Origin of the sequence: Parasphingorhabdus sp. (genome assembly GCF_965233695.1) — a bacterium.
In the GTDB taxonomy this organism is placed as follows: Bacteria; Pseudomonadota; Alphaproteobacteria; order Sphingomonadales; family Sphingomonadaceae; genus Parasphingorhabdus.
Genome location: NZ_OZ247497.1, coordinates 913,473 through 936,830, shown reverse-complemented (window position 1 = coordinate 936,830; position 23,358 = coordinate 913,473). Strand labels below are relative to the sequence as shown.

Here is a 23,358-nt window from a genome sequence, read left to right as displayed (position 1 = left end):
GAGATTATCAATGTTTCTGCATGATATTGGGATTATTCCCGGTGGAGATAAAAAACCGGTTTCCAATCCGGATGCCATCAAAATCACCAATCTAACCCGGCGCGGATTTGTCGTCGGTTCGGGCCTGTTTGTTGTTGGTGTCACGCTTGCCGGTTGTTCCCGATATGAAGAACCGAAGATTGATCCCGATAGTCTTGATTTGCCAGCGGCCGGACCCAGCCCACTGACCGAGGTGAAGGGCGGCGATGCAACGCCCGCCCTGTGGATAGCGATTGAAGAGGATGGCACCGTCAAGATTACCTGCCATCGCTCCGAAATGGGTCAGCAGGTCTGGACCTCCATGGCCCAGATTGTTGCCGACGAACTGGATGCGGACTGGGAGAAAGTAGAGATTGTGCAGGCGGTCGGCCACGAACGCTATGGCGACCAGAATACCGATGGTTCACGATCCGTACGCTATAATTTCCATCGCCTGCGCTTGGCCGGAGCAGCGATGAAGCAAATGCTCGAGGAAGCCGCCGCCATATATTGGAAGATGGATCCTTCCGAATGCGAAGCGTCGCTCGGCAAAGTGGGCAACAGCCAGAATGGCGACACATTGTCCTATGGTAATCTGGCGAAGGTCGCGGCGAAACTGCAAGTGCCCGAAGAAGCCGATATTACGGTCAAGGATCCCAAGGACTGGCGCTATATCAACAAGGAAATCGCCTCCCTTACAATTCCCAAGATCACCCGCGGCGAAGGCACGTTCGGCATTGATGTTGATATTCCGGACATGGTCCATGCGGTCATTGCGAGGCCGCCCCAGTTGTTCGGCAGAACAGGAGCTGTACGCAATGAAAAAGCGCTGGCTGTTCCCGGTGTGATGCAAACCGTGAAAATGCCGGATGTCACCCCGCCGGCACTTTACAAGGCTCTCGGCGGCGTGGCGGTCGTCGGGTCGGATACCTGGGCTGCCATTCAGGGCCGCAATGCTTTGGATATCGATTGGATTGATGGTCCCAATGCCGGTTATGATTCAGAGACTTTTGCCGAACAGATGATCCAGACGGCCAAGCGGTCCGGAACGGTAAGACGCAAACGCGGAGATGTGGCGGCTGGCTTGTCCAGTGCCGAAACACGGGTGGAGGCGGAATATTATGCTCCGCACCTGTCGCAATCACCGATGGAGCCTCCCGCGGCCACGGCGCGCTGGGACGGGGACAAGCTTGAATGCTGGGCCTGTGTCCAGGATCCTCAGACAACCCGCCAAACCCTGTCGGACGTGCTGGCGATCGACAAGGAAAATATCACCGTCAATGCCACCTGGCTGGGCGGTGCTTTTGGCCGCAAGTCAAAGCCTGATTTCGTGGTCGAAGCGGCGATCATCGCCAAGGAAGTGGGCCGTCCGGTCAAGGTCACATGGACCCGGGAGGATGAAGTCCGCCACGGCTATTATCACTCGGTCAGTGCGCAGCGGATGGAGGCAGGACTCGACGCCGATGGCAAATGCACATCCTATCTTCATCGTACCGTTTTTCCGCCGATAGCTTCGACATTCTCGCCGGGTCTGGATGTTCCGACCGACGGCGAAATGGGACTGGGCGCCACCGATGTGCCCTTTGCCATGCCGAACCTGCAGGTGGAATCGGGCAATGCCAAGGGCCATTTGCGGATCGGCTGGCTGCGCTCGGTATCGAATATCTATCACGCCTTTGCGGTGCAGAGCTTTGCTGCCGAATTGGCGCATGCCGCTGGCCGGGACCAGAAGGATTATCTGCTTGAGCTGATCGGCGACGCGCGGACCATCGACCCCGCCGATGAAGGAGCAACCTATCCCAATTATGACGCGTCCATCGAGGAATATCCGATTGAAACAGCGCGGCTTTCCAATGTCGTCAATATCGCATCGGAAATGGCCAAATGGGGCCGATCCCTGCCTTCCGGTCATGGATTGGGTATCGCCGTCCATCGCTCCTTCCTTTCCTATATCGCGACGGTCGTGGAAGTGGCCGTCAGTCCCGAAGGCGCGCTAACCATCCCCGGTATCTGGCTCGCCGTTGATGCGGGGACCGTGATCAATCCCCGCCACACGCGGGCACAGATGGAGGGCGGGACGATCTACGGCCTTTCCAATGCGCTATTTGGTGAAATCACCGCAAAAAACGGCGCGGTTGTGCAGGACAATTTCCCGTCCTGGCGGGTCATGCGCATGGGCGAAGCCCCGCGCGCTTTTGAAGTGCAAATCGTCCCGTCTAACAGCGCTCCGGCGGGTGTCGGCGAACCTGCCACACCGCCCGCTGCACCGGCGCTCACCAACGCGATATTCAATGCAACCGGTCACCGGATCCGGAAGCTGCCGATAATCGGTGCATCGGGAAGCCGCTTGTCTTTACCCGCTAAAGAAACCGCTTAAGTCAGGAACAGGTCATGGCCATAACGCTTAATATCAACGGAAAAGACGAAACCGTAGACGCAGCCGCCGGCACGCCGCTGCTATGGGTTCTGCGCGACCATCTGAAAATGACCGGGACCAAATTTGGTTGCGGGATTGCACAATGCGGTGCGTGCACCGTGCATGTGGATGACGCCCCCACCCGCGCCTGTATTACCCCGCACGACACGCTGGAAGGCGCGAAGATCACCACGATCGAAGGTGTGACAGGCGGGGCGGCAGACGCCATCCGCTCGGCCTGGATCAAAAATGACGTGCCGCAATGCGGCTATTGCCAATCCGGCCAGATCATGGCGGCAACAGCATTGCTGGAAGAAAATGCCAGCCCGAGCGATGCGGATATCGATGCGGCAATGAGCGGCAATATCTGCCGCTGCGCAACCTATATGAGCATACGCCGCGCGATCAAGGAAGCGGCCGGGGAGCTGTAATTCGGGTGTGAGCCCATAATGCATAACGATGCTTATCATCTCGACGAGAATTTAGTCCGCAAGTTGGTTGAGGTTCAGTTTGGGCACTGGTCACATTTGCCGCTGAGACGCGTCGATTCAACTGGTACCGACAATGTAATCTTTCGGCTTGGCGATGAAATGTGTGTCCGGTTGCCTCTGATTCCCTCTGCCTCAGAAAAACTTCGCAAAGAGCTCGCTTGTCTTTCGGTTCTACCTGCTCTGCCGCTACAAATCCCGAGGCCGATAGCATCCGGCGAAGCCACTAAAGACTATCAAAGCCCGTGGGCGGTCTACAGATGGATCGAGGGCGAAGACGTGCAAGTGGAAGGCCTCAACGATATGCATGAAGTCGCAGAATCGTTGGCACAGTTTGTTCGCATCCTGCATGGCAGCGATGCCGCTAGGATTCCGTCATGCGGGCAACAAAACAACTTTCGAGGTTGTCCTTTGACCGAGAGAGATGAGCCAACTCGGCATGCGATTTCTAGCGTGTCTGACATCTATGACGCTGCCACATTGCTGGCTTTTTGGGAAAATTCATTAGCCATCCCCGCTTGGACACGTGATCCTGTTCCTATTCATGGCGATATACATGCTGGCAACTTGTTGATGAAGAATGGGAATATCACTGCTGTCCTAAATTTTGGACTGATGGGCGTTGGAGATCCTGCCGTTGATCTGATTGTAAATTGGTCGTTGCTTCCCAAAAGCGCTCGTGAACGTTTTCGCTATACCCTGGAAGCGGATAACAACACCTGGTTTCGTGGACGAAGTTGGGCGTTTTCAACGGCTTTGATTGCTCTATCCTATTATCGTCTTTCGAATAGTTTTATGACCGAGATGTCAAAGCGGGTGATTTCAGAAGTGCTTAGGGACTTCCGATCAACCGGGTAGTGTTTGGTAAATGACGATAATGTCCGCTTTCGAAATGCAGCGGATACCTAGCCAAATCTAACCCCGCCCCGGCATCGGGTGCAGCATCGTCAGGAATTTGAGTTCCGTCCCTGCTCGCCGATGTTCCGACAAAGCTTGATAGTCGGGGTCATTATACCAGGCTGTTGCGGCCTCTGCGCTCGGGAATTTGAACAGGACCACGCGGCCCTCGGGCGGCGTGCTGCCTTCAAAGGTGGTGCTGGTGTCATCCAGGGTGATGAACGTGCCGCCATGCCTTTTCAGGATCGGGAAAAAGCCTTTTTCATAGACGCGATATTTTTCTGCATCATGGACGGTGAAATTGGCCATGACGTGAACCGGTGCTGTGTCACTGTCGCTCATGATGCGTCCTCCGCTTTCGGCAATCCGACCGCATTTCGGATCTCGTCATTATCCGCGCCCAGTGTTGGTGGGTCGGCATAGATATTGGCGGGGCTTGCGGAATAGTGGACGGGGTGCTTTATCGAGCGATATTTGCCGATCTTCTCGCCTTCGCGCTCGGTCCAGAAACCGACTTGCTTAAGATGCGGATCCTCGAGCACATCGGTCATCTGGTTATAGCGCATGGCCGGAATATTATTCTCGTCGAGCAGCTCCAGCCACTCGTCTGTCGTCTTGGTCGAGGCAATTTCCTCGATCAGGGCATAGAGCGCGGTGATATTCTTGGTACGCTCCGAATAGGTTGCAAAACGCGGCTCGTCAAAGACACCGGGCTTGCCGCCCAGTTCAAAGAAGGTTTCCCATTGCCCGTCGCTATAGGGGACCAGGCCGATATAGCCGTCCTTGGTCGGATACGGCTTGCGATTGGGATTGATCGAGCGCGTGTAGGCGAGCTTGCCATTGCCGGGAATGAAGGTTTCGCCCCACAGATTCTCGACCATGTTGAACCAGGTAAAGGCTTCGAACATCGGCACCTGGACAAACTGGCCCTCGCCGGTTTTTTCCTTGTGATACATGGCCGCGAGCGTCGCGTTGACGGCGAACAGACCGATGGTTTTGTCCGCGACCAGCGACGGCATGTAAAGCGGCCGTCCGCTGTCGCCGCGCATTTCAAATAGCGATGCAAAGCCGGAGGAGCATTGGATCAGGTCATCATAAGCCTGCCGGTGCGAATAGTCGCCGCCCTGACCAAAACCGGCACAATGGACATAGACAATGCCCGGGTTGATCGCCTTCACCGCTTCATAGTCGAGACCGAGCCGCTCCATCCCGGCGAGCCGGACATTGTGAAAAAACACATCGGCATGTTTGAGCAGTTCGACAATCACCGCCTTGTCGGCTTCTTCCTTGGCATTGAGCGTGATCGATTTCTTGTTGCGGTTGAGCGAGGTGAAAATTGGTCCCAGATCACCGGTTGGGCTATCTCCGGCATGGCGCATCATGTCGCCGGGAAATTTGCCGCTGTCATTTTCAACCTTGATAACCTCTGCGCCCATGTCGGCAAAATTGAGTGTTGCAAAAGGCCCCAGAACGACGGTGGACATGTCCAGTATTTTCAGGCCCTTTAGCGGCCCGGTTGGTTCGACATCCCATTTCAGTTCCGGCCATCCGCTCATCAACTTATCCTCAAATTATTAGGTGCATGAATATGCGTGTCTGTTATCAGTTTTAATCGATCGATGAACTGTTTATTTTGAGGGACTTTCACGCATGACAATTTCGGACCGCCAGGCACCTGTTTTAATTGGTGTGGGGGAAGCCAGCGGGCAATCCCTGAAGCAGGGATGGGGCATCGAATGGCCATCGCCGGTGGACCTCGCTTCGGCTGCCGCAAAAGCCGCGCTGGCCGATAGCGGCGTTGCGGACAAGCTCGGCGCGTCAATCGACTGCCTGCTCGCCATCCGCCTGTTTCACGACAGCGGCGTGCAGCATGCCTATGGCTCTCCGGAAAATTTTCCCGACGCGATTGCGCAGGCGGCTGGCCTCAATCCGGCGCAGTTGATCTACGGCGATGTTGGTGGCCAAAGCCCGCAAAAACATTTGAACGAGCTCGCGGTCCAGCTGCATGAAGGCAAAATCAAAGCCGCCCTTCTCTGTGGTTCAGAATCTATTGGCACGGTCAAGCGCGCCAAGAAAGCCGGGCACGAGATGGACTGGAACCAGCCCTCGGATCGGGAATTTATCGACAAACGCACGGAATTTCCGGTCCTCACCATGTATGAATTCCGCCACGGGATTATTTCCATGCCGATGGCTTATGGCCTGCTGGAAAATGCGCGCCGCAGTCGCTTGGAAATGGATCGGGCCAGTTATGCGCAAGATATGGCAGAGCTGTGGTCAGCATTCTCCTCGGTCGCGTCCACGCGCGAGCATGCGCAATTTGCGAAAGACTGGAGCGCGGAAGAATTGCTGCAAGACGGCGGTGGTAACTATCAGTTGAACGACCCCTATCGCCGCTGGATGGTGGCGCAGGATGCTGTGGCTTTGGGCGCCGCCGTGATCATGACGACCGCAGGCCATGCCGCTGATCTCGGCATCGCGGAAGACAGGATGATCTATCTGCACAGTGGCGCGGATGCGAGCGTCCCGATCATCAGCCAGCAAATGGACCTGTCGCGTTCTCCCGCCGTCGAATGGGCTGTGGGCAAGGCGCTGGAGCTTGCCGAGCAGCAAGCGAGCGATATTGGTCCGATTGATATTTACAGCTGCTTCCCGGTCGCGGTGTCTCTGGTGATGGAGGCGCTAAACCAGCCGGATCGGCCGCTATCAAGCTATACCCTGACCGGCGGGCTGAGTTTCTTTGGCGGCCCCGGCAACAGTTACAGCACCCATGCGATTGTCGCGCTGGTGCAGGCGCTGCGCAAAGATGGCAGCAAGCCCGGCATGATCTCCGCCAATGGCGGTGCGATCAATAAGGAATCGGTCGGCATTTATTCCGCGCAGCCACTGGCAGGCGGCTGGTCACCCGACCGGATCGCTGCGCCCAATGCCCTGCCGCCAGATGAAGGCACGAAACCCGACCATTTCGCCGCGGGTAAGGGCGTGATCAAAAGCTATGCCTTGCCCTATGTGAAAGGTGTCGCCGGAGCGGCTACGCTATGGCTCGCAGACGAGAATGATGTGCCATGCATCGGCCTGCTCGAAAATCCGCCAGAAGACACCGATCTGATTGGCAAGGCGGTCACGATCACCTCTGATGGCAAACGCAATCATGCGGTGCTGGGGTAGGATTGGCGGAATCATATGACGCATCGGATGTGGGCCGACGCGACCGTAGCGAACCACCATCGTTTTGCTCAGGATGAAGCGGCGCTAACTGCCTTTTCAGTGTGATTCGCCATCAGACCATTTGCAACCGATGTCCGCTTGTTCCCGAAAGCGAACGCTAGAGAGAACTATGCGGCAAATGACGGCGTTTTGGTTCGACGCAGTGCGCTATTATTGTCCGTATCGGATAGGCTATTGCAGCCATTATCATCGACTACATCGGCTTGTCTCAAAGGTTGCACCATTATCAAGCTGAAAAAATACCCTATAATCGCGCTTGCGCCATATCCAACTACAGGCGTGGGATATGCACCCATTGCCGCAGCCGCAATCAGGGCAAGCCAGCAAGCCGCGAACGTATAATGGATCACAGTTCGCTCATTTTTTGGAATGAATAATATGGGGCAAACCAATGCGATGCAGCCAATCCAGAGCGATAGTCCGGTCATGATATTGATATCAAAGGCTGTCCAAAGAATGTGATCCACAAATGGTACCGCTGGCAAACGGTCGGGTAGAAACAATGTTGTTGCGAACCCGGTTGCACAGAGGAGAGACGCGCTGAAAGTCCATCTGCTTGGTCGCATCCAGCAGACAACAGCAACTGCCAAAAACAGCATGGCTGCCATCGCGCGATCCGGTTGAATGGCCATAGCGGAACCAGCGACAAAGATCGCCAATGTGGTCCAGAAATTTTGAATTCTCGCAAAACTAAGGGCGATGAGTGGCAGAAGAATGAGACTGGTTTGAATGAAAAAAGGCCCAACCAATAACCATCGTTTGGCATCCTCGATGGCGTAGCCAAAAATAGCGGTGCCAAATAGTCCCAAGGACCCGATGACCGCAATCACGGTGACAAAATTGTTTGTAATGCGTACAGAAAGTTTCACCGCAATTGCCAATAAAATGCCAATGAGCATCGCCGCGCCGTTGACGATTATCATTGTCAGCGGAGCGCCGGAGACAAAAAGATAAGTCAACCCTATCAAGCACGCCATCGAGCCTGCGATGAAAGTCGAAAAAGTGAACCTGTCTTTCATAATATCACTCCATCCTCTTTCCGGTGAGATTTGCAATTCCAGTTGAAAGCGACAGCAGGCAACCAAACATCCCAACGCAAAGATTATGGCTTCCCGATCATTGCCAAAGCTCGAAATTTCAGCGCGCATGGCCTGGGCCCATTTTTTACGATGATCGGGCGTCAGATGATCGATCAGACGCATGATGCGGTGGCGCATCATTGGGCTTTCGGTTTCAGTTGGGCGGCGAATGTTGGATGGTTTTCATCACTCAGACTCTTCGCCAAGATACAGCCCGCCGCCGACAAACAATAGATATGACGCGGCGGTCGGCCCTGAACGCCTGATTCCTGCCAATGAGAAACAAGGATACCCTGGTCTTCCAGCCTGGCCAGCATAGGATATAGCGTACCGGGTCTTATTCCGGCCATTTGCATAATCTCATAGCCATAAAGGCCCTGAGGGGCATCAAGTAACGACATTAAAGCCAATCTGGCAGCCTTTGAAGGTTTCCTCGTTTTCCGCATAATTGCTTATATCGATATATATCGAGTTAATGTCAATACATAGCGATTGGGTTGAAGAAAAAACCCGATCCAAAGCGTTTGCTCCAATATAACTATATCCCCTTCAATTGACGCGGAGCATCTCTCTCTGCTGCACGAAGCGGCAGGAAGCGCTTTCCTACAATGGCTGCGCTATGATATTGTAACGCTGGCTCTTTCTCAGTTTTGAATAGTGATCCCCAATGGAAAGCCTGATCATCAGCAAGGGGTGTGAATTGTGTGAACTTTGGGCTCAGACAATAAGCATATGGGCGGTTAGTGCTCCGCACTTGATAGTGTGTACAGGTGTGATGTGTGTGAACTTTGAAGCGTTCCAGGTTTCACGGCACTCGCAAAAACACTCTGTGATATGTGTGAACTTTGAAACAGATAACACGCCTCTAAAACACCCAAAGGGACTGTGTACACTTTGTAAACTTCGTATGCGCGTTCTAGCGGATGGTGTGCATATCCAATAGTTCGACCTGCGGCGTCAGATAGCAATCTCGGCTGGGTTCTTCCTTCGCCAGATCGGTCGACAGATATTTGGCATTGCTGTCGCAAAATACGGTGGCAATGGCCTTGCGCACACCATCGGCATCCGGCTCCTGCGTCAATGCCAACCGGATGGCAGCGACCAGATTGCCGCCACTGGAAATGCCGACACCCAGACCGAAGATCCGGCTCAGTTTCTGTGCCATTAAAATCGCATCGCCGTCATTGACATCGATGATATCATCAATCTGGTCGAGTTTGACAATCTCGGGAATAAACTCGTCCGACACGCCCTGAATGCGGTGATGACCGACTTTATAGCCCGTGGAGAGCGTGGGCGATTCGACCGGTTCCACCGGGTGGCAAGAAATATTCGCATCCATCTGTTTCAAGTATCGCGAGACGCCCATGATCGTTCCGCCCGTCCCGACGCCGGCAACAAAGCCGCCGAGATCTGCGCCATCGCTTTGCACCTGCCGCCAGATTTCCGGAGCGGTGCCCGCGCAATGGGCATTGCAATTATCTTCGTTGGAAAATTGTCGCGGCAAAAATGCGCCTTCGGTTTCGCCCATTTTTTCGGCCAGCGCGATCGAGCCGAGAAAGCCACCTTCCGCTTTCGACACCAGCCGTACGTCTGCGCCATGGCTGGCGAGAATGGCGCGGCGCTCCATGCTCATCCAATCCGGCATGAAAATGGTCACCGGGTGGCCCAAAGCGGTGCCAAGAGCCGCCATCGCAATCCCGGCGTTACCGCTGGTTGCTTCGGCAATCCGCTGCCCTGGTTTCAACGCGCCGCTGCGGGTCGCGTTTTGCAGGATGGACAGCGCCATGCGGTCCTTGATGCTGCCGGAGAAATTATACATTTCGGCCTTGGCATAGACGGTAACATCCTGCCCGTCGCAGCGCGCATTGATCCGCAGCATTGGCGTATTGCCAATGAGCCCGGATAGCGCCCGGAATTTGTCTTCACAGCTTCTGCCAACTTGATCGAGCATGGATGTTCCCCCTGATTGAAGCATTGGAATATCAACAAGTTCGTCAAATATCTTTGCCATTATTCTCTTGGAATGGCGATAAAATGTGATAATATTCTATTTATGAACGAAAATATGAAAAATATTGATGATAACGACCGAAATGTCCTGAAGGCTTTGCAACGGGACGCCAGCCTGTCGCTCGAAAATCTGGCCGCGCAGCTCAGCCTGTCGACCAATGCCTGCTGGCGGCGAATCAAGCGGATGGAGGCCGACGGGATTATCGCGCGCCGGGTGGCGATTGTGGATCCCGAAGCGGTCGGGCTGCGCATGACCGTCTTTGTCGCGGTGCGGACCAGCGACCATAGCGACAAATGGCTGGAGAAATTCGCGGCGGCGGCTTCGTCGGTGGAAGAGGTGGTGGAGTTTTATCGGATGGCCGGAGAGGTGGATTATCTGCTGAAGCTGCTGGTGCGTGATGTTGCCGATTATGACCGGGTGTACAAAAAGCTGATCAAGGCAGTGCCATTGTCTGATGTGTCCGCAAGCTTTGCGATGGAGCGGATTAAGTACGAGACGGCGGTGCCGGTCTAAAACGGCTAGGCAGTTCGTTTGTCGGGGTCATTTCGCCACTCCCGATAAGAGATGACCAGACAGGCTGTCACGCTCAGCAGCAGGGATATGATAAAGACCGGAAAGGCGAGTATCGGTAGCGCAAGCGCGGTGATCAGGCTGACCACCCCGGTGGCCACAAACAGACGCGCGCCGATTCGGTGGGTCTTCTCCCAAGAGAGTTCCGAGGAGAGTGTCCAAGGGGTGCGAATGCCAAACATAAAATTCTGACGCACTTTCCCCAGGACATTGCCGACACCTATGAAGAATAGCGACAAGGCGGTGACTACCAGGCGGGGCGAGCTTCCGATCTTGCCGCCCTGTTCGGTAGCATAGGACAACGCGATCATGGTCGCGACAAAAAGGATCAACGCCATGCACAGCATCCATACCAAGCCATAAGGTTTCTTGCTTTCTTCGAGATTGCCGCGCAACGGCTCGACCCGTGGTAAGAGAGCAAAGAGCAATGTCATGCCGAGGGCCACAAACGGGAAGATCGAAAGAAGGATCAATACATCCTCCCGGCTGCCGAACTGATTGGCTTCTCCCGCAGCATTCCAGCGCAACGGATAGCTCTCCAAAACCGGCAGGTTGAACCAGGCATAGGCGCTGACGGCGATGGTCAATATCGTACAGAACAGGCTGAACAGCAGGGGTTTATGGGTCATGTCGGGAACCTTCCTCAATACCGAAAAGATCCATCACCGTGCTCAATATCTCGTCGGCTACGGTGAGGTTGAGATTGTAAAAGATGAAATTGCCTTGGCGGCGCGTGAACACCAGATCCGCGTCCTTCAGCACGGCAAAATGTGCCGACAGGCTAGGCTTGGACATGGCATAATGCTGGGCAAGATCGCCCGCTGTCTGTGGCCCCGCACGCAGGCGTTTAAGAATATCCCGCCGAACCGGATGTGCGATCGCCTTGAAGACAGAGCTATTTAGCATATACCCTAATTAGGTTGTTAGCTAAATAGAGTCAAGTCACACCATTGCTGGCGCTGGGACGCTGCCCAGCTGCGGTGACTTTATGTCAGGGGTCAGACGTCGACGACTTCCTGCCGGATCGCGCCAAAGATCGAATGGCCATCTTCATCCAGCATCTGGATTTTGACCGTATCGCCAGCGCTCATAAACGGCGTCTTCGCTTCGCCATCGGCGATGGTCTCGATCATCCGGATTTCGGCGATACAGCTATAGCCAAGGCCGCCATCGGCAACAGGTTTGCCCGGCCCACCGTCTGCATCCTGATTGGACACGGTGCCCGATCCGATAATCGTGCCCGCGCGTAAGGGGCGGGTTTTCGCGGCATGGGCGACCAGTTGGGCCAGACTGAAGGTTGCATCAACCCCTGCATTGGCGCGTCCAAACGGCTCGCGGTTATAGTCAACATGCAGTGGCAAATGGATGACAGATCCTTTCCATGCCTCGCCGAGTTCATCGGGTGTGACGCAGACGGGTGAAAAGGCGCTGGGCGGCTTGGACTGGAAGAAGCCGAAGCCTTTGGCCAGCTCTCCAGGGATCAAACCGCGCAAGCTGACGTCGTTGCAAAGCATGATCAGCTTGATGTGATCGGCCGCGCCTTCTGGGCTGACGCCCATTGGTACGTCATCGGTAATGACGGCGACTTCGCCTTCCATGTCGCAGCCCCATTTCTGGTCACCGAGCGGGATATCATCGCGCGGGCCGAGAAATGCGTCGGAGCCGCCCTGGTACATCAGCGGGTCGCTGTAAAAGCTCTCCGGCACTTCGGCGCCGCGTGCTTTGCGGACGAGCTCGACATGGTTGATATAGGCGCTGCCATCGGCCCATTGATAGGCGCGAGGAAGGGGGGAGTGGGCTTCACGCTCATGAAATCGCTCGCAAGGCACGACTTGATGTTCGACGTCCCTGTACAAGGCTTCGAGTTTCGGCGCGCAATCGTCCCAATGGTCGAGAGCGGCTTGAAGAGTGGGGGCTATATTATTCGCTTCGCAGCAACGGGTCAGATCTTTCGAGACAACGACCAGCCGGCCATCGCGTGTGTCATTTTTCAGCGTCGCGAGTTTCATAGGATTCCCATCTTTTGTTGAAAACGGATAGTGCGCCGGAACGCTTCAACAATCAACACGCGCGTTTAATGTTCGTCGCGCGCTTTTTCGTGCAGCCATGCGGCGTGTTGTGGCGCCTTTTTGGTGCGGCTCCATTCTTCGAGCATCTCAGGTGCAACCCGGCGCAGTTCCTTCATCTCTTCGTCCGTCCCGATATCACAGGCAATTTCCAGCCGGTGTCCGTTGGGATCGAAAAAGTAGATGGATTTGAAAATACCATGATGGGTGGGGCCCAGGACTTCGAGCCCCTCGGCCTCTGCATTGGCCTTGGCGGCGAGCAATTCGTCCAGCGTATTCACCTTGAACGCAATATGTTGCACCCATGTCGGCGTGTTGGGGTCCTTGCCCATTTCCGGTTGCTCGGGCAGTTCGAAAAAGGCGAGTATATTGCCGCCACCGGCATCGAGGAAGATATGCATATAAGGGTCATATTCGCCCGTCGACGGCACTTCGTTTTCTGCAAAGGCGAGGTCAAATTCCATGCCCATGACGCGCTTGTAAAACTCGGCCGTTTCCTTCGCATCCTTGCAGCGATAGGCGACATGATGAATGCCGGAAAGATTAGGGGCTGAGGTCATTCTGCGGGTTCTTTCACATCAAGTACTCCGCGTGCGACCTGATCGCGTTCAATGCTTTCAAACAGCGCCTTGAAATTGCCTTCGCCAAAACCGTCATCGCCTTTGCGCTGGATAAATTCGAAGAATACCGGGCCGACTTGCGGTTCCGCGAATATCTGCAGCAACAGGTGTGGCTCACCGCCTTCGGTTGTACCGTCGAGCAGAATACCGCGGGACTGCAGGGCCGAGACGTCTTCGCCGTGGCCGGGCAATCGTCCGTCGAGCATTTCATAATAGGTATTGGGTGGAGCCGTCATGAACGGGACGCCCAGTTTCTTGAGCCGATCCCAGCAGGCAACCAGATCGTCGCAGATGAGCGCGATATGCTGAATGCCCTCGCCGTTAAACTCGCGCAGGAATTCTTCAATCTGACCTTTGCCGCCTTCGCCTTCTTCATTGAGCGGTATCTTGATCTTGCCGTCAGGGGCTGTCAGCGCCTTGGATGTCAGACCGGTATATTCGCCCTTGATATCAAAGAAGCGGATCTCGCGGAAATTAAAGAGCGTCTCGTAATAGTCCGCCCAATATTTCATCCGGCCACCATAAACATTGTGGGTCAGGTGATCGATGATCTTGAAACCTGCACCAACCGGATTGCGGTCAACACCCGGTAGATATTCAAAGTCTATGTCGTAAATCGAGAGGGACTCACCGCGCTCGCCGCCATCATAACGGTCGACCAGATAGAGGATAGCGCCGCCAATGCCACGGATTGCCGGGATGTGCAGTTCCATCGGCCCAGTTTCAACGTGCACAGGTTCTGCGCCATTTTCGAGCAAATACGCATAGGCCTTGCGCGCATCCTTGACCCGGAATGCCATGCCGCAGGCCGATGGTCCATGCTCTCTGGCAAAATACCAGGCGGCTGATTTTGGTTCATAATTGATGATGAGGTTGATCCCGCCCTGGCGCCACAAATGGACGTCCTTGCTGCGATGCTGGGCAATTTCGGTAAATCCCATCACGGCAAATACAGGCTCGAGTATGCCCCGCTCCGGCGCACAGAATTCCACAAATTCAAAGCCATCAAGGCCGACGGGGTTTTCGAAAAGATCAGTCATGCGTCCATTCCTAACAATCGGGAGCAATATAGTTTCAAATGTAACTATAAGCGCCATAAGCGTAAAAAGCAAGAGGCTGCGACCTGCAATCGCTTCTTGATCCGGCGAGTGTAAAACGCCAAATGGCGATCATCATAGAAAAAAGGTACGAATAGTGTTCCACAAGATCAGGACAATGATCGAATCGGCCCTGTTTCAAAATGTGATCATGGCTGTCATTGTAGTGAATGCAGTTGTCATCGGATTGGAAACGTCCGCTGCAGCGATGACATCTTTTGGTCCGATTCTGATCATGCTGGATCGGCTTGCAATCACCATTTTTGTTGTTGAAATTCTCCTCAAGCTGGTCGTTTACAGATTGCAGTTTTTCCGCAGCGGTTGGAATATTTTTGACTTTGTCATCGTATCGGTCGCATTGCTTCCGCTGGGTGGCAATCTTGCTATCCTGCGGGCATTGCGCATAATTCGTGCCTTTCGTCTCATCTCTGCCATGCCCAAAATGCGGCAGGTGGTACAGGGCCTGCTCTCCGCCATCCCATCCATGGGTTCGGTCATTCTGCTCCTCGGTTTGATATTCTATGTAGCATCGGTCATGGCAACGAAGCTGTTCGGCGGCGCATTTCCACAATGGTTTGGTTCGGTCGGTTCTTCGCTTTATTCACTTTTCCAGATCATGACCCTGGAAAGCTGGTCCATGGGGATCGTTCGTCCAATCATGGAAGTCTATCCTTGGGCATGGGCATTTTTCGTGCCGTTCGTGCTGGTAACCTCCTTTGTTGTGCTCAACCTTTTCATCGCGATTATCGTCAATGCAATGCACGAAGAAGCGGACGAAGAACAAAGCGCTCAGCGAGATATCATATTGGATGAAATACGCGGATTGCGGCAAGAAGTCGCGGCGATACGAGCCGAGAAAACTAGCTAAATCGCTGCCCCAGCTCATACATGGCAACAGCCGCTTTGGCCGCTTCTCCGCCTTTGTCTTTTTGACCCTTGTCGGCCCGTGCCAACGCCTGTGCTTCATTTTCAACCGTAATGATGCCGTTGCCAACCGCCGCGCCGTCGAGCGTCAGCGCCATGATGCCGCGCGCGCTTTCGTTGGAGACAATTTCGAAATGATAGGTTTCACCGCGCAGGACAACGCCCAATGCAACAAAGCCGTCAAACTGGCCGCTGTCTATTGCCAAGGATATCGCACCGGGTATTTCCAACGCACCAGGAACGGTTAGCGATTCATACGCATGACCTGCAGCTTCCAGCGCTGCCTTGGCACCCTCGAGCAGCATATCGTTGAGATGGTCGTAAAAACGCGCTTCGACTATCAAAAATTTGGCCATCATGCGGTCTCCAATTTTTTGGCTGGTTCACCTGCGGGTATCGCTCGCTGGCCGACAATGCGCAGGCCATAGGCGTCAAGCCCCACCAGATCATGCTTGGTATTCGACAACAGCTCCATATCGCTTACGCCAAGTTCCGTGAGAATCTGAGCGCCAACACCATAGTCGCGCAATTGATCCATATCCGCAGGCTTCTCGCCTTTCAGGCGCGCCACCTGGCGGGAATAGAAATCCGGTATGCGCGGGCTGATAAACACGATGATGCCGGAGCCAGCTTCACCAATAATCTTCATTGATTCTGCCAAGGTGCCGGAATGGGCGCCTGTCTTGCCGAAGACATCGCTGAAGATGGCAGTGGCATGCATGCGGACCAATGTTGGGCTGTCGGGATCAATATGGCCTTTCTGCAGGACAATTTGTTCCGATTCCGTAGCTGTGTTGAAAAAGGTAATCGCCTTCCACTCTCCGCCCCAGCGGCTTTCGAATGTGGCCTCGGCCCGTTTCTGTGCGAGATGGTCATGGCGCAGGCGATAGGCGATCAGATCCCGGATCGTGCCGATTTTCATGCCGTGATGCTGGGCAAATTCGATGAGATCATCAAGCCGCGCCATCTCGCCATCATCTTTCATGATCTCGCAGATCACACCCGATGGATTGAGCCCGGCGAGACGCGACACATCCACAGCGGCCTCGGTATGGCCAGCACGCACCAGCACGCCGCCGTTGCGCGCTTGTAACGGGAAGACATGGCCGGGGGTCACAATCTCGCTCTTGCCCTTGGTGCCATCAATCGCAACTGCGACGGTGCGCGCGCGGTCGGCGGCGGAGATACCGGTCGTCACGCCTTCGCGGGCTTCAATTGAAATGGTGAATGCGGTTTCATGGGCCGTGCGGTTATTCTGGCTCATCATGTCGAGGCCGAGTTCCTCGACCCGGTCTTTCGCCATCGCCAGACAGATTAGACCACGACCATATTTGGCCATGAAGTTGATCGCATCTGGCGTCGCCATTTGTGCCGGGATGATGAGGTCGCCTTCATTTTCGCGATCCTCGTCATCGACCAGGATATACATGCGCCCGTTGCGCGCCTCATTGATAATCTCTTCTGCCGTTGCCATCACACCGCTGCCGCCACGCGCCAGATAGGTTTCAAGCTTGCCGAGCGTTTCAGCCGTCGGGTTCCAGTCAGGCTGACCCAGCGCGCGTAAGCTGTTCGCGTGAAGACCGGCGGCACGGGCCAAGCCAGCGCGTGTTTCCTTTCCTGAATCGATCAGTTCGATCAGTTGCTCTATCAAAATCTTGCTCATGGACGGGACCTTATTGCTATCTTTGGTGCCGCACTATCACATCACAATGTGATCCGTCTAGAGCTATATCACATCAAATGTGATAGGATTGAGTCCGATATCCTGAGATTATACAGTTTCGACACAGAATCGACCAAAAAATTGTGCGCGCCCCTTAACGGCGAATGGAAAGCAATGTGATGATACTTCTGCACGAACATAATAGTTTATCCGACCATATCATACGCGACATGATGTAGGAAAGCCGCTTGTAACGAAGCGGTCCGTGCCTATTCCGCCGGTTCCAGTGTCAGCGCATATTTCGGGCAATCACTGCGGCATACGCCATCATGGGACCATTCTGGCGGCTTCCACAGATAGAGCAATTTGTCTTGCCAACGGGTCGCCGTATTCATCCGATCTTTGAGCTGTTTGATCCCGGCAAATTGCGCGGTTAGCGGATTATTGTCATGGACCGGATTGACCAGACCGACGACCGGCGTCTCTTCATAGCGCGCAAATGTGCCGAACAGCCGATCCCACAGGATCAACACCTGCGAATAGTTTTTATCAATATATTGCGGCTGGTTGGCATGATGAATCATGTGATTGCGCGGCGTCGCCAGCAACTCTTCGGCCAGGCCGAGATGGCCGACATAGCTCGCATGGTTCCAGATACCCCAGATATTCTTGAGCGCCGAGACACCCAGAAAGACGATCGGCGGCACACCCAATAGAGCCGCCATCGCATCCAGCGGTCCGCGCGGAAAATTGTCCAGCACAAATCCCCGCGCCGCTGTGCTGTGGTTGAATTCATTGGAACTGTGGTGGATCGAATGAAAAGCCCATAACAGCCCGACACGGTGGCCCAACCGGTGATCCCAGTAATAGGCCAGCTCGTTGATGACAAAGGCGGCAATGATGGCGAGTGTGAGATTATCGATGGTGAAAAGCCGGAAATTTTCGAAGACCACTATATAGAGCGCGAATGGCAGTATCAGGCCAAAGATCAGCTTGATCGTGCTGCCCAGCAGATTGAGCCCAATGCTGCAAAGCGCGTCGGCATCGTCATAGCGGCCGCCTTTCAGCAGGTGATAGAGCCGCTCTGCGAAAATCATTCCGAAATAGGCACCAGCCAGCCAGTATATACCGCTGGCGCTGCCGAGCGTCTCGATGGCGGCTTCGATCATGATGGCCACTCCCTTGTCAGCCAGTTTCTTACAGGAAATCCCTCAATTCGCCAACAAACTGGTCAAACTGGTCATGATGCAGCCAGTGACCGGCATCGGCAAATTCCTTCACTGTGACATTGTCCCCGAAATACTGGATGCGCCCGTCTTTCTCGGGATTGCTGGCCCAGCTGTCTGCGCCATAGTGTAGTTGTGTGGGGCAGCTGATATTGCCCCAAAGCTCGTGGATATTGTCCTGTGACAGATCAACCGAGTCCCAGTGCTGAACATAGGGATCGAATTTCCAACTATAGCTGCCATCCTCGTTGCGGATGACCGCATGGGTGGTCAGGTGCCGGGCCTGTTCGTCGGACAGATGGCCATTGGCGTCCTGCATCCGTTTGAGCGCATCTTCGAACGTCGGATAGCGCTTCACTTGCCGCCCGGCGGCCTTGCGTTTTTCCTCGATACTGTTTCGGACCCGTTGCAGCTGACCGATTTTCTCCCGCTCGGCGAGCATTTCGGGCCCGGGTCCGAGTCCTTCAATCGCAACCAGTTTCCGCACCGTATCGGGATAAAGGCCAGTGTAGCGCAGCGCGATATTCCCGCCCATGCTGTGTGCGACAATCGTTACCGGGGAAAGGTCAAGCTGATGGACCAGCTGCGCCAGATCAGTGACCATCGCCATGGTGGTATAATTGCCATCGGTGCTCCACTGGCTGTCGCCATGGCCGCGCACATCGGGGCAGATGATATGCCAGTCATCGCGCAGCGCCTGCGCCACCCAGTCCCAGTTGCGGCAATGATCCTTGCCGCCGTGGAGCAGGATTAGCGGCGGCTTTTCCGCATTGCCCCAGTCGGCATAATGCAGCCGCAGCCGCTGGGAGAAATAACTATGTGCAGCGGGTCCGACTAAGTCCATCTTTGTTCCTCGAAATGCGAAATGTTTGGCGGTTCTATAGCCTGCACACTGCGCATTTGTCGAAAGGTGATTGCGGAGAACGGGTTTCTATCGGCAATAACCGGGCGGTTAGGAGAAACCGCCCGGCGATGATTTTTGCATTGGACTTAGAAAGTTTTCTTAACTCTCACGCCGATTTGACGCGGCGGCGCGACAAATGTGCCGAAGGTCCGCGCGTAGACCGGATCACCGTTGATATCCGAGACGGATTGATCAAACAGCGGCGTTCCCCGCACGCCTGTTTCGCCAAATTCGTTAAACAGGTTGTTGGCATATACAGTCGCTGTCCAGCCCTTGCCTTTCACACTGACCGAAACATTATGGGTATCAAAGCCCGGAAGCACCAAACCGCCGGCCCGGCTGCCGGTGCGGGTCAGGACATTGCTATGTGCGGTGACGCCATAGCTGAACTTCATATCCCATTCGTCGGCAATGGGCAGTTCATAGTCGACAAAGAAGCTGCCCTGATGCTTTGGCGAACCCGGCAAGCGATCTCCGTCCTGACCATCCACCGGCGTTGTTCCAAAACCTGGAGGTGTCAGTTCATTCAGCAGCGCACTGGAGACATCCGTAAGCTGCGCATCCGTGTAGCTATAGGCGCCGCGGAAGCTGAGGCGGTCGGTTGCCTGTAAGGAACCGAATATTTCAAGGCCTTTGGACTCCGCTCCAGCGCCGTTGATCGTGATCGGCGAAGAACCGTTAATCGTAGCAGAGGCCACCTGTGGTCCCTGCCAGTCGATATAGTAGACGGCTCCGTTCAGGGTCAGACGCCGATCAAGCCATTGCGTCTTGAAACCGATTTCATAGTTTGTGGTTTCATCCGCCGTAAATTCCAGTTCATTCGGCAGGCCGCAAATATTCTGCTGCTGCCCGGCATTGGGATCACAAGGTTCGAGACCGTTGGAGTTGCCGATCCGGAAACCCTGACTGATCGTGCCGTAAAGCAGGACGTCCGGGGTAACTTCATAAGAGGTGTTAATCTTGTAGAGGAAGCCGTTATCCTTTTGATTGGCGGGCGTAAAATCAAACACAATTGAATCGGGGTCGCGGCCGTTAAACACGGTTTCCAGAAGCGGCAAGTCGACAGCTGATTCCGTTTCCAGATCATAATCATAATAGCGGCCGCCGACCGTGACTTGCCATGCGTCGGTAATTTGATAGCTCAGTTCACCGAATACCGCGACTTCGCGCAAGTCGGAGTTGAACGGTGCGATATACTCGATGGAGTCTGGACGCAGCTGGACCCCGCCAAATTCATCCACTGCAAATTGATCGAAGCCCGGAGCAAATTCCGTGCTCAGAGCGCGAATCTTCTCGTCATTGTAAAAACCGCCGATGATAAAGCTGAATGGGCCATCCAGATTCGAAACCAGGCGTAATTCCTGCGTGAAAATTTCTGTCTCGTCGCGTTCTTCGGTAAACGCGGTGAACGAGGGGAATTGCTCATAACTATATTCCAGCGTGATCAAAAGATCGGTCTGGTCACGATTGCCGCGTTCGCGATGTTCGCTATAGCCGGTTGCCGATACGAGTTTGGCGAAGCCAAGATCCAGTTCCGCTTCGAGCGAAATCAGCTGGGTTTCACGCCGGTTCGGTTCTCTTACCCGCAGCGCATTTTCATATTTCCCAATTTCGACCGGGAAATTGGTTAGGCGTCGCTGGGAAAATTGCCGTCCGTCGGTGCGCGCATCCTGATAATGATAGGTCAATGTCGCATCAAATGTATCGGACGGGTTGAACCGTAATGCAGCGCGTGCCGATAATGTTTCGTCGGTGTTCAAATCCTTTTGCGGATTGAAATTGGAAGGATCAGCAATGCCGTCGGGATTGGAAACGCCAACCGTCTGAACCGCGAACGGGTAATCAATAAAGCCGCGATCGTTGGCAAAGTCTATCGAGCCGCGGAAAGCAAAACTGTCACCCAGAGGAATGTTGATGGTTACCCCGGTATCTGTGCTGATGCCATTTCCTGAAGCATAAGTGTAGGCATCGCCGCGTACTTCTCCGCCAATCTCGCCCAGCTTTGGTTTCACGGGAATATAGCGGATCGCGCCGCCAAGGGTACCAGCACCGTAGAGCGTGCCCTGCGGGCCAAGCAGAAATTCCACGCGTTCGATATCATTGAGCCGCAGATCAACAAAAAGCGGAATGTCACCTACATAGGTTGATACAGCGCCGCCGCCATCATTATTGCCGTCAAAAGACCCAAGGCCAGTTGCATTCAATCCGCGGAAAACGACCGGCGTGCTCGAACGGTTACCCTGATCAAGGATGTAAACGCCCGGTACAGTAGCAGCGACTTCACGCAAATTGTCGAGGCCACGTGCTTCCAGTTCCTCGGATCCAACTGCAGAGATATTAATCGGAACGTCCTGTACAGTACCTTCGCGGCGGGTGGCTGTCACGATGATGACATTGTCATCCTCTTCGGCAGCGGCTTCGCTGCTGGCTTGCGCCTGTGCGACAAAGGGCATACTGCTCGCGGCCAGAAACAGCATGGTGCGAACGGAATTTCTGTACATGGTCATAATAAAATATCCTCGATATACACTACTGAGAAACAAACTGTGACGATCTGCGCGCAAAAACAATTGGAAAATTGCTGCAATGCAAAAAAACTGGCTGAGTGAGACAAAAAGGCAACTACACGCTGGACAGTTGCAGGCAGCTTATCAGTCGGCGCTGGAACGTTTGGCCGATAATCGCTCTGATGCAGACGCATGGGGCATCATGTCGCTGGTCGCTCTGGAAGGCGAAAATTTTTCAAAGTCACTTGAATTGTCTGATAAGGCCTTGGAATTAGGCTTAAAAGATATCGGAATATTGGCAGGGCGAGGGAGGGCATTGCTCGCCACAGGACGGCAGAACGAGGCGCGCGATCTTGCCCGGTCTATTATCCTTTCGGACTGCAAGAATGCGTTGGACGCGGATACGATAGGGGTCATTCTGGCCCGAACAGGGCTGCATGAAGAAGCGGTTTCCTACTTCAGTTTTGCAACTGCGAACGACCACACACATGTGCAGTTTCAATATAATCTCGCCACCTCGCTGCAATTTATCGGAAAGCTGGAGAAGGCAAAACAGGCCTATAAAAAGGTGCTGGATATCGACCCGAACTTCCATCGGGCCCGTCTGGCGCTGGTTCAGCTGGAACCGCAAACGGACGAAGGTTTGAAGCAGATAGAACGGCTGTTCGAGCAGAACCGGAGCGATCCGGACAGCGCCTTGCAACTCGGTCACGCCGCAGCGAAGATATTCGAAGAGCGCGGGGATTACACAAAATCGCTCGAATGGCTGCTTAAAGCGAAAGCCGGGAAACATGAACAAGTCAATCATCAGCAAGATTGGGTGACGTCTCTCTTTGGTGCGGTGAAGACGCGAGGCCCGATGCCCGCTAATCAGGCAGCAGATGACCATCAGACACCTGTTTTCATCGTCGGCATGCCGCGCAGCGGTACGACGCTGATCGAGCGGATCTTGTCGAGCCATAGCGCTGTTGCATCCGCCGGCGAACTGCCCGATCTCGCTCTTCTGGTAAAGCGCAGCGGCAAAACTGCCGGAGCGCATACATTGTCTCCGGAAAGCCTGGCCGCTGCATATGATCCGCATGAGGTTGGCCAATCCTATTTGGAGCGGACGCACGAACTGTCGGGCGGTAGCCAATATCTTATCGACAAGATGCCGTTCAATTTTTTCTTTGCCGGCCATATTCTCGAAAGCCTGCCCACGGCAAAAGTCATCATGGTAAGGCGTGATCCTCGTGACACGGTTTTCGCCAATTTCCGGCAGCTATTTGCAACCGATTTTGGCTATTATAACTATGCTTATGATCTGGAGGACACGGTTCAATTTGTCCGACACTTCTGCCAGCTTGCGGATCACTGGAGCGACGTCCTTGCGTCTGATAGATATTGCGAAGTCCGCTATGAGGAGATGATCACGGATCAAGAGGCCGAAAGCCGGCGCTTGATCGAGTTTCTAAACCTCGATTGGGAAGAGCAATGCCTGCAGTTTCATAAAAACCAAAGTCCGGTGGCAACCGCAAGCTCCGTTCAGGTGCGATCTCCGATCCATTCCCGGTCAGTGGATCAATGGAAGCGCTTTGGCGAAGCCGGTGACATAGTGGACGCTGCGTTTCGCGACCACTAAGAAATCGGCACCCTAATTTG

Annotated in this window: 22 protein-coding genes; 7 read left to right on the top strand and 15 right to left on the bottom strand. The window is 54.4% G+C overall.

The annotated features are described in order from the left end of the window. Nucleotides 1-10 precede the first annotated feature (10 nt). From ACO6S1_RS04340 to ACO6S1_RS04330, 3 genes are read left to right on the top strand one after another with little or no spacing between them, the layout of a single operon-like run. A complete protein-coding gene (locus tag ACO6S1_RS04340; RefSeq protein ID WP_422345105.1) occupies nucleotides 11-2,395 on the top strand; it encodes a molybdopterin cofactor-binding domain-containing protein in 2,385 nt (794 codons plus the stop codon). Between the two features lie 14 nt (nucleotides 2,396-2,409). Next, nucleotides 2,410-2,865, top strand: coding sequence for a (2Fe-2S)-binding protein (locus ACO6S1_RS04335; RefSeq protein WP_422345104.1), 456 nt, complete (start codon nucleotides 2,410-2,412; stop codon nucleotides 2,863-2,865). An 18-nt stretch (nucleotides 2,866-2,883) separates the two neighbouring features. Continuing rightward, nucleotides 2,884-3,780 (top strand): aminoglycoside phosphotransferase family protein, encoded by an 897-nt coding sequence (locus ACO6S1_RS04330; RefSeq protein WP_422345103.1) that lies wholly within the window; start codon nucleotides 2,884-2,886, stop codon nucleotides 3,778-3,780. A gap of 57 nt (nucleotides 3,781-3,837) precedes the next feature. On the opposite strand, the gene ACO6S1_RS04325 is transcribed toward ACO6S1_RS04330, so the two are convergent. Both ACO6S1_RS04325 and ACO6S1_RS04320 read right to left on the bottom strand, forming a co-directional pair. After that, nucleotides 3,838-4,161 (bottom strand): DUF1330 domain-containing protein, encoded by a 324-nt coding sequence (locus tag ACO6S1_RS04325; protein WP_422345102.1) that lies wholly within the window; start codon nucleotides 4,159-4,161, stop codon nucleotides 3,838-3,840. Next, entirely contained in the window at nucleotides 4,158-5,375 is a 1,218-nt protein-coding gene (locus ACO6S1_RS04320) for a CaiB/BaiF CoA transferase family protein (RefSeq protein ID WP_422345101.1), read from the bottom strand. The genes ACO6S1_RS04325 and ACO6S1_RS04320 overlap by 4 nt, the downstream gene beginning before the upstream one ends. Nucleotides 5,376-5,469: 94 nt before the next feature. On the opposite strand from ACO6S1_RS04320, the gene ACO6S1_RS04315 reads away from it, so the two are divergent. After that, nucleotides 5,470-6,987 (top strand): hypothetical protein, encoded by a 1,518-nt coding sequence (locus ACO6S1_RS04315; RefSeq protein WP_422345100.1) that lies wholly within the window; start codon nucleotides 5,470-5,472, stop codon nucleotides 6,985-6,987. A gap of 167 nt (nucleotides 6,988-7,154) precedes the next feature. Here the strand turns inward: ACO6S1_RS04315 and ACO6S1_RS04310 are convergent, their stop codons facing one another. The 3 genes from ACO6S1_RS04310 to ACO6S1_RS04300 form a co-directional block, all read right to left on the bottom strand. Beyond that, complete coding sequence (locus ACO6S1_RS04310) at nucleotides 7,155-8,267, bottom strand: hypothetical protein (RefSeq protein ID WP_422345099.1); 1,113 nt, start codon at nucleotides 8,265-8,267, stop codon at nucleotides 7,155-7,157. Beyond that, the gene (locus tag ACO6S1_RS04305) at nucleotides 8,264-8,527 is read right to left on the bottom strand and encodes a PadR family transcriptional regulator (RefSeq protein ID WP_422345098.1); all 264 of its coding nucleotides are present in this window, start codon (nucleotides 8,525-8,527) and stop codon (nucleotides 8,264-8,266) included. The genes ACO6S1_RS04310 and ACO6S1_RS04305 overlap by 4 nt, the downstream gene beginning before the upstream one ends. Before the next feature lie 515 nt (nucleotides 8,528-9,042). Next, the gene (locus ACO6S1_RS04300) at nucleotides 9,043-10,140 is read right to left on the bottom strand and encodes a PLP-dependent cysteine synthase family protein (RefSeq protein ID WP_422345097.1); all 1,098 of its coding nucleotides are present in this window, start codon (nucleotides 10,138-10,140) and stop codon (nucleotides 9,043-9,045) included. Nucleotides 10,141-10,194: 54 nt separating this feature from the next. Here ACO6S1_RS04300 and ACO6S1_RS04295 point away from each other — a divergent pair, with 54 nt between their 5' ends. Next, nucleotides 10,195-10,653 (top strand): Lrp/AsnC family transcriptional regulator, encoded by a 459-nt coding sequence (locus ACO6S1_RS04295; protein ID WP_422345096.1) that lies wholly within the window; start codon nucleotides 10,195-10,197, stop codon nucleotides 10,651-10,653. 5 nt (nucleotides 10,654-10,658) lie between these two features. Here the strand turns inward: ACO6S1_RS04295 and ACO6S1_RS04290 are convergent, their stop codons facing one another. The 5 genes from ACO6S1_RS04290 to hppD all read right to left on the bottom strand — a co-directional run bounded on the left by ACO6S1_RS04290 (nucleotide 10,659) and on the right by hppD (nucleotide 14,436). Continuing rightward, the gene (locus ACO6S1_RS04290) at nucleotides 10,659-11,339 is read right to left on the bottom strand and encodes an SdpI family protein (protein ID WP_422345095.1); all 681 of its coding nucleotides are present in this window, start codon (nucleotides 11,337-11,339) and stop codon (nucleotides 10,659-10,661) included. After that, the gene (locus tag ACO6S1_RS04285) at nucleotides 11,329-11,616 is read right to left on the bottom strand and encodes an autorepressor SdpR family transcription factor (protein WP_422345094.1); all 288 of its coding nucleotides are present in this window, start codon (nucleotides 11,614-11,616) and stop codon (nucleotides 11,329-11,331) included. Before ACO6S1_RS04285 ends, ACO6S1_RS04290 begins: the two co-directional genes overlap by 11 nt. A gap of 92 nt (nucleotides 11,617-11,708) precedes the next feature. Beyond that, a complete protein-coding gene (locus ACO6S1_RS04280; protein ID WP_422345093.1) occupies nucleotides 11,709-12,719 on the bottom strand; it encodes a fumarylacetoacetate hydrolase family protein in 1,011 nt (336 codons plus the stop codon). A gap of 65 nt (nucleotides 12,720-12,784) precedes the next feature. Then, on the bottom strand, nucleotides 12,785-13,336 hold the full coding sequence (locus tag ACO6S1_RS04275; RefSeq protein ID WP_422345092.1) for a VOC family protein: 552 nt from the start codon (nucleotides 13,334-13,336) through the stop codon (nucleotides 12,785-12,787). After that, nucleotides 13,333-14,436: a 4-hydroxyphenylpyruvate dioxygenase gene (gene hppD / locus ACO6S1_RS04270; protein ID WP_422345091.1), complete on the bottom strand. Its 1,104-nt coding sequence runs from the start codon at nucleotides 14,434-14,436 to the stop codon at nucleotides 13,333-13,335. The genes ACO6S1_RS04275 and hppD overlap by 4 nt, the downstream gene beginning before the upstream one ends. 175 nt (nucleotides 14,437-14,611) lie before the next feature. On the opposite strand from hppD, the gene ACO6S1_RS04265 reads away from it, so the two are divergent. Continuing rightward, the gene (locus ACO6S1_RS04265) at nucleotides 14,612-15,361 is read left to right on the top strand and encodes an ion transporter (RefSeq protein ID WP_422345090.1); all 750 of its coding nucleotides are present in this window, start codon (nucleotides 14,612-14,614) and stop codon (nucleotides 15,359-15,361) included. On the opposite strand, the gene ribH is transcribed toward ACO6S1_RS04265, so the two are convergent. The 5 genes from ribH to ACO6S1_RS04240 form a co-directional block, all read right to left on the bottom strand. After that, the gene (ribH, locus tag ACO6S1_RS04260) at nucleotides 15,354-15,773 is read right to left on the bottom strand and encodes a 6,7-dimethyl-8-ribityllumazine synthase (RefSeq protein WP_422346134.1); all 420 of its coding nucleotides are present in this window, start codon (nucleotides 15,771-15,773) and stop codon (nucleotides 15,354-15,356) included. The genes ACO6S1_RS04265 and ribH overlap by 8 nt on opposite strands. Continuing rightward, nucleotides 15,773-17,080: a 3,4-dihydroxy-2-butanone-4-phosphate synthase gene (gene ribB / locus ACO6S1_RS04255; protein ID WP_422345089.1), complete on the bottom strand. Its 1,308-nt coding sequence runs from the start codon at nucleotides 17,078-17,080 to the stop codon at nucleotides 15,773-15,775. The genes ribH and ribB overlap by 1 nt, the downstream gene beginning before the upstream one ends. A gap of 269 nt (nucleotides 17,081-17,349) precedes the next feature. Continuing rightward, complete coding sequence (locus ACO6S1_RS04250; RefSeq protein WP_422345088.1) at nucleotides 17,350-18,249, bottom strand: sterol desaturase family protein; 900 nt, start codon at nucleotides 18,247-18,249, stop codon at nucleotides 17,350-17,352. A 28-nt stretch (nucleotides 18,250-18,277) separates the two neighbouring features. Further along, on the bottom strand, nucleotides 18,278-19,150 hold the full coding sequence (locus ACO6S1_RS04245) for an alpha/beta fold hydrolase (RefSeq protein ID WP_422345087.1): 873 nt from the start codon (nucleotides 19,148-19,150) through the stop codon (nucleotides 18,278-18,280). A gap of 146 nt (nucleotides 19,151-19,296) precedes the next feature. Further along, complete coding sequence (locus ACO6S1_RS04240) at nucleotides 19,297-21,717, bottom strand: TonB-dependent receptor (RefSeq protein WP_422345086.1); 2,421 nt, start codon at nucleotides 21,715-21,717, stop codon at nucleotides 19,297-19,299. 79 nt (nucleotides 21,718-21,796) lie between these two features. On the opposite strand from ACO6S1_RS04240, the gene ACO6S1_RS04235 reads away from it, so the two are divergent. After that, entirely contained in the window at nucleotides 21,797-23,338 is a 1,542-nt protein-coding gene (locus ACO6S1_RS04235; RefSeq protein WP_422345085.1) for a tetratricopeptide repeat-containing sulfotransferase family protein, read from the top strand. The last annotated feature ends 20 nt before the right edge of the window (nucleotides 23,339-23,358 follow it).

Excerpts from the sequence above, each read along its gene's own strand:
- hppD (WP_422345091.1), bottom strand. The coding sequence starts at position 14,436 with ATGACTGATCTTTTCGAAAACCCCGTCGGCCTTGATGGCTTTGAATTT.
- ACO6S1_RS04275 (WP_422345092.1), bottom strand. The coding sequence starts at position 13,336 with ATGACCTCAGCCCCTAATCTTTCCGGCATTCATCATGTCGCCTATCGC.
- ribB (WP_422345089.1), bottom strand. The coding sequence starts at position 17,080 with ATGAGCAAGATTTTGATAGAGCAACTGATCGAACTGATCGATTCAGGA.
- ACO6S1_RS04310 (WP_422345099.1), bottom strand. The coding sequence starts at position 8,267 with ATGATGCGCCACCGCATCATGCGTCTGATCGATCATCTGACGCCCGAT.
- ACO6S1_RS04285 (WP_422345094.1), bottom strand. The coding sequence starts at position 11,616 with ATGCTAAATAGCTCTGTCTTCAAGGCGATCGCACATCCGGTTCGGCGG.
- ACO6S1_RS04295 (WP_422345096.1), top strand. The coding sequence starts at position 10,195 with ATGAAAAATATTGATGATAACGACCGAAATGTCCTGAAGGCTTTGCAA.
- ACO6S1_RS04315 (WP_422345100.1), top strand. The coding sequence starts at position 5,470 with ATGACAATTTCGGACCGCCAGGCACCTGTTTTAATTGGTGTGGGGGAA.
- ACO6S1_RS04265 (WP_422345090.1), top strand. The coding sequence starts at position 14,612 with ATGATCGAATCGGCCCTGTTTCAAAATGTGATCATGGCTGTCATTGTA.
- ACO6S1_RS04330 (WP_422345103.1), top strand. The coding sequence starts at position 2,884 with ATGCATAACGATGCTTATCATCTCGACGAGAATTTAGTCCGCAAGTTG.
- ACO6S1_RS04280 (WP_422345093.1), bottom strand. The coding sequence starts at position 12,719 with ATGAAACTCGCGACGCTGAAAAATGACACACGCGATGGCCGGCTGGTC.
- ACO6S1_RS04240 (WP_422345086.1), bottom strand. The coding sequence starts at position 21,717 with ATGACCATGTACAGAAATTCCGTTCGCACCATGCTGTTTCTGGCCGCG.
- ACO6S1_RS04305 (WP_422345098.1), bottom strand. The coding sequence starts at position 8,527 with ATGTCGTTACTTGATGCCCCTCAGGGCCTTTATGGCTATGAGATTATG.
- ribH (WP_422346134.1), bottom strand. The coding sequence starts at position 15,773 with ATGGCCAAATTTTTGATAGTCGAAGCGCGTTTTTACGACCATCTCAAC.
- ACO6S1_RS04320 (WP_422345101.1), bottom strand. The coding sequence starts at position 5,375 with ATGAGCGGATGGCCGGAACTGAAATGGGATGTCGAACCAACCGGGCCG.
- ACO6S1_RS04235 (WP_422345085.1), top strand. The coding sequence starts at position 21,797 with ATGCAAAAAAACTGGCTGAGTGAGACAAAAAGGCAACTACACGCTGGA.
- ACO6S1_RS04245 (WP_422345087.1), bottom strand. The coding sequence starts at position 19,150 with ATGGACTTAGTCGGACCCGCTGCACATAGTTATTTCTCCCAGCGGCTG.
- ACO6S1_RS04290 (WP_422345095.1), bottom strand. The coding sequence starts at position 11,339 with ATGACCCATAAACCCCTGCTGTTCAGCCTGTTCTGTACGATATTGACC.
- ACO6S1_RS04250 (WP_422345088.1), bottom strand. The coding sequence starts at position 18,249 with ATGATCGAAGCCGCCATCGAGACGCTCGGCAGCGCCAGCGGTATATAC.
- ACO6S1_RS04300 (WP_422345097.1), bottom strand. The coding sequence starts at position 10,140 with ATGGCAAAGATATTTGACGAACTTGTTGATATTCCAATGCTTCAATCA.
- ACO6S1_RS04335 (WP_422345104.1), top strand. The coding sequence starts at position 2,410 with ATGGCCATAACGCTTAATATCAACGGAAAAGACGAAACCGTAGACGCA.
- ACO6S1_RS04340 (WP_422345105.1), top strand. The coding sequence starts at position 11 with ATGTTTCTGCATGATATTGGGATTATTCCCGGTGGAGATAAAAAACCG.
- ACO6S1_RS04325 (WP_422345102.1), bottom strand. The coding sequence starts at position 4,161 with ATGAGCGACAGTGACACAGCACCGGTTCACGTCATGGCCAATTTCACC.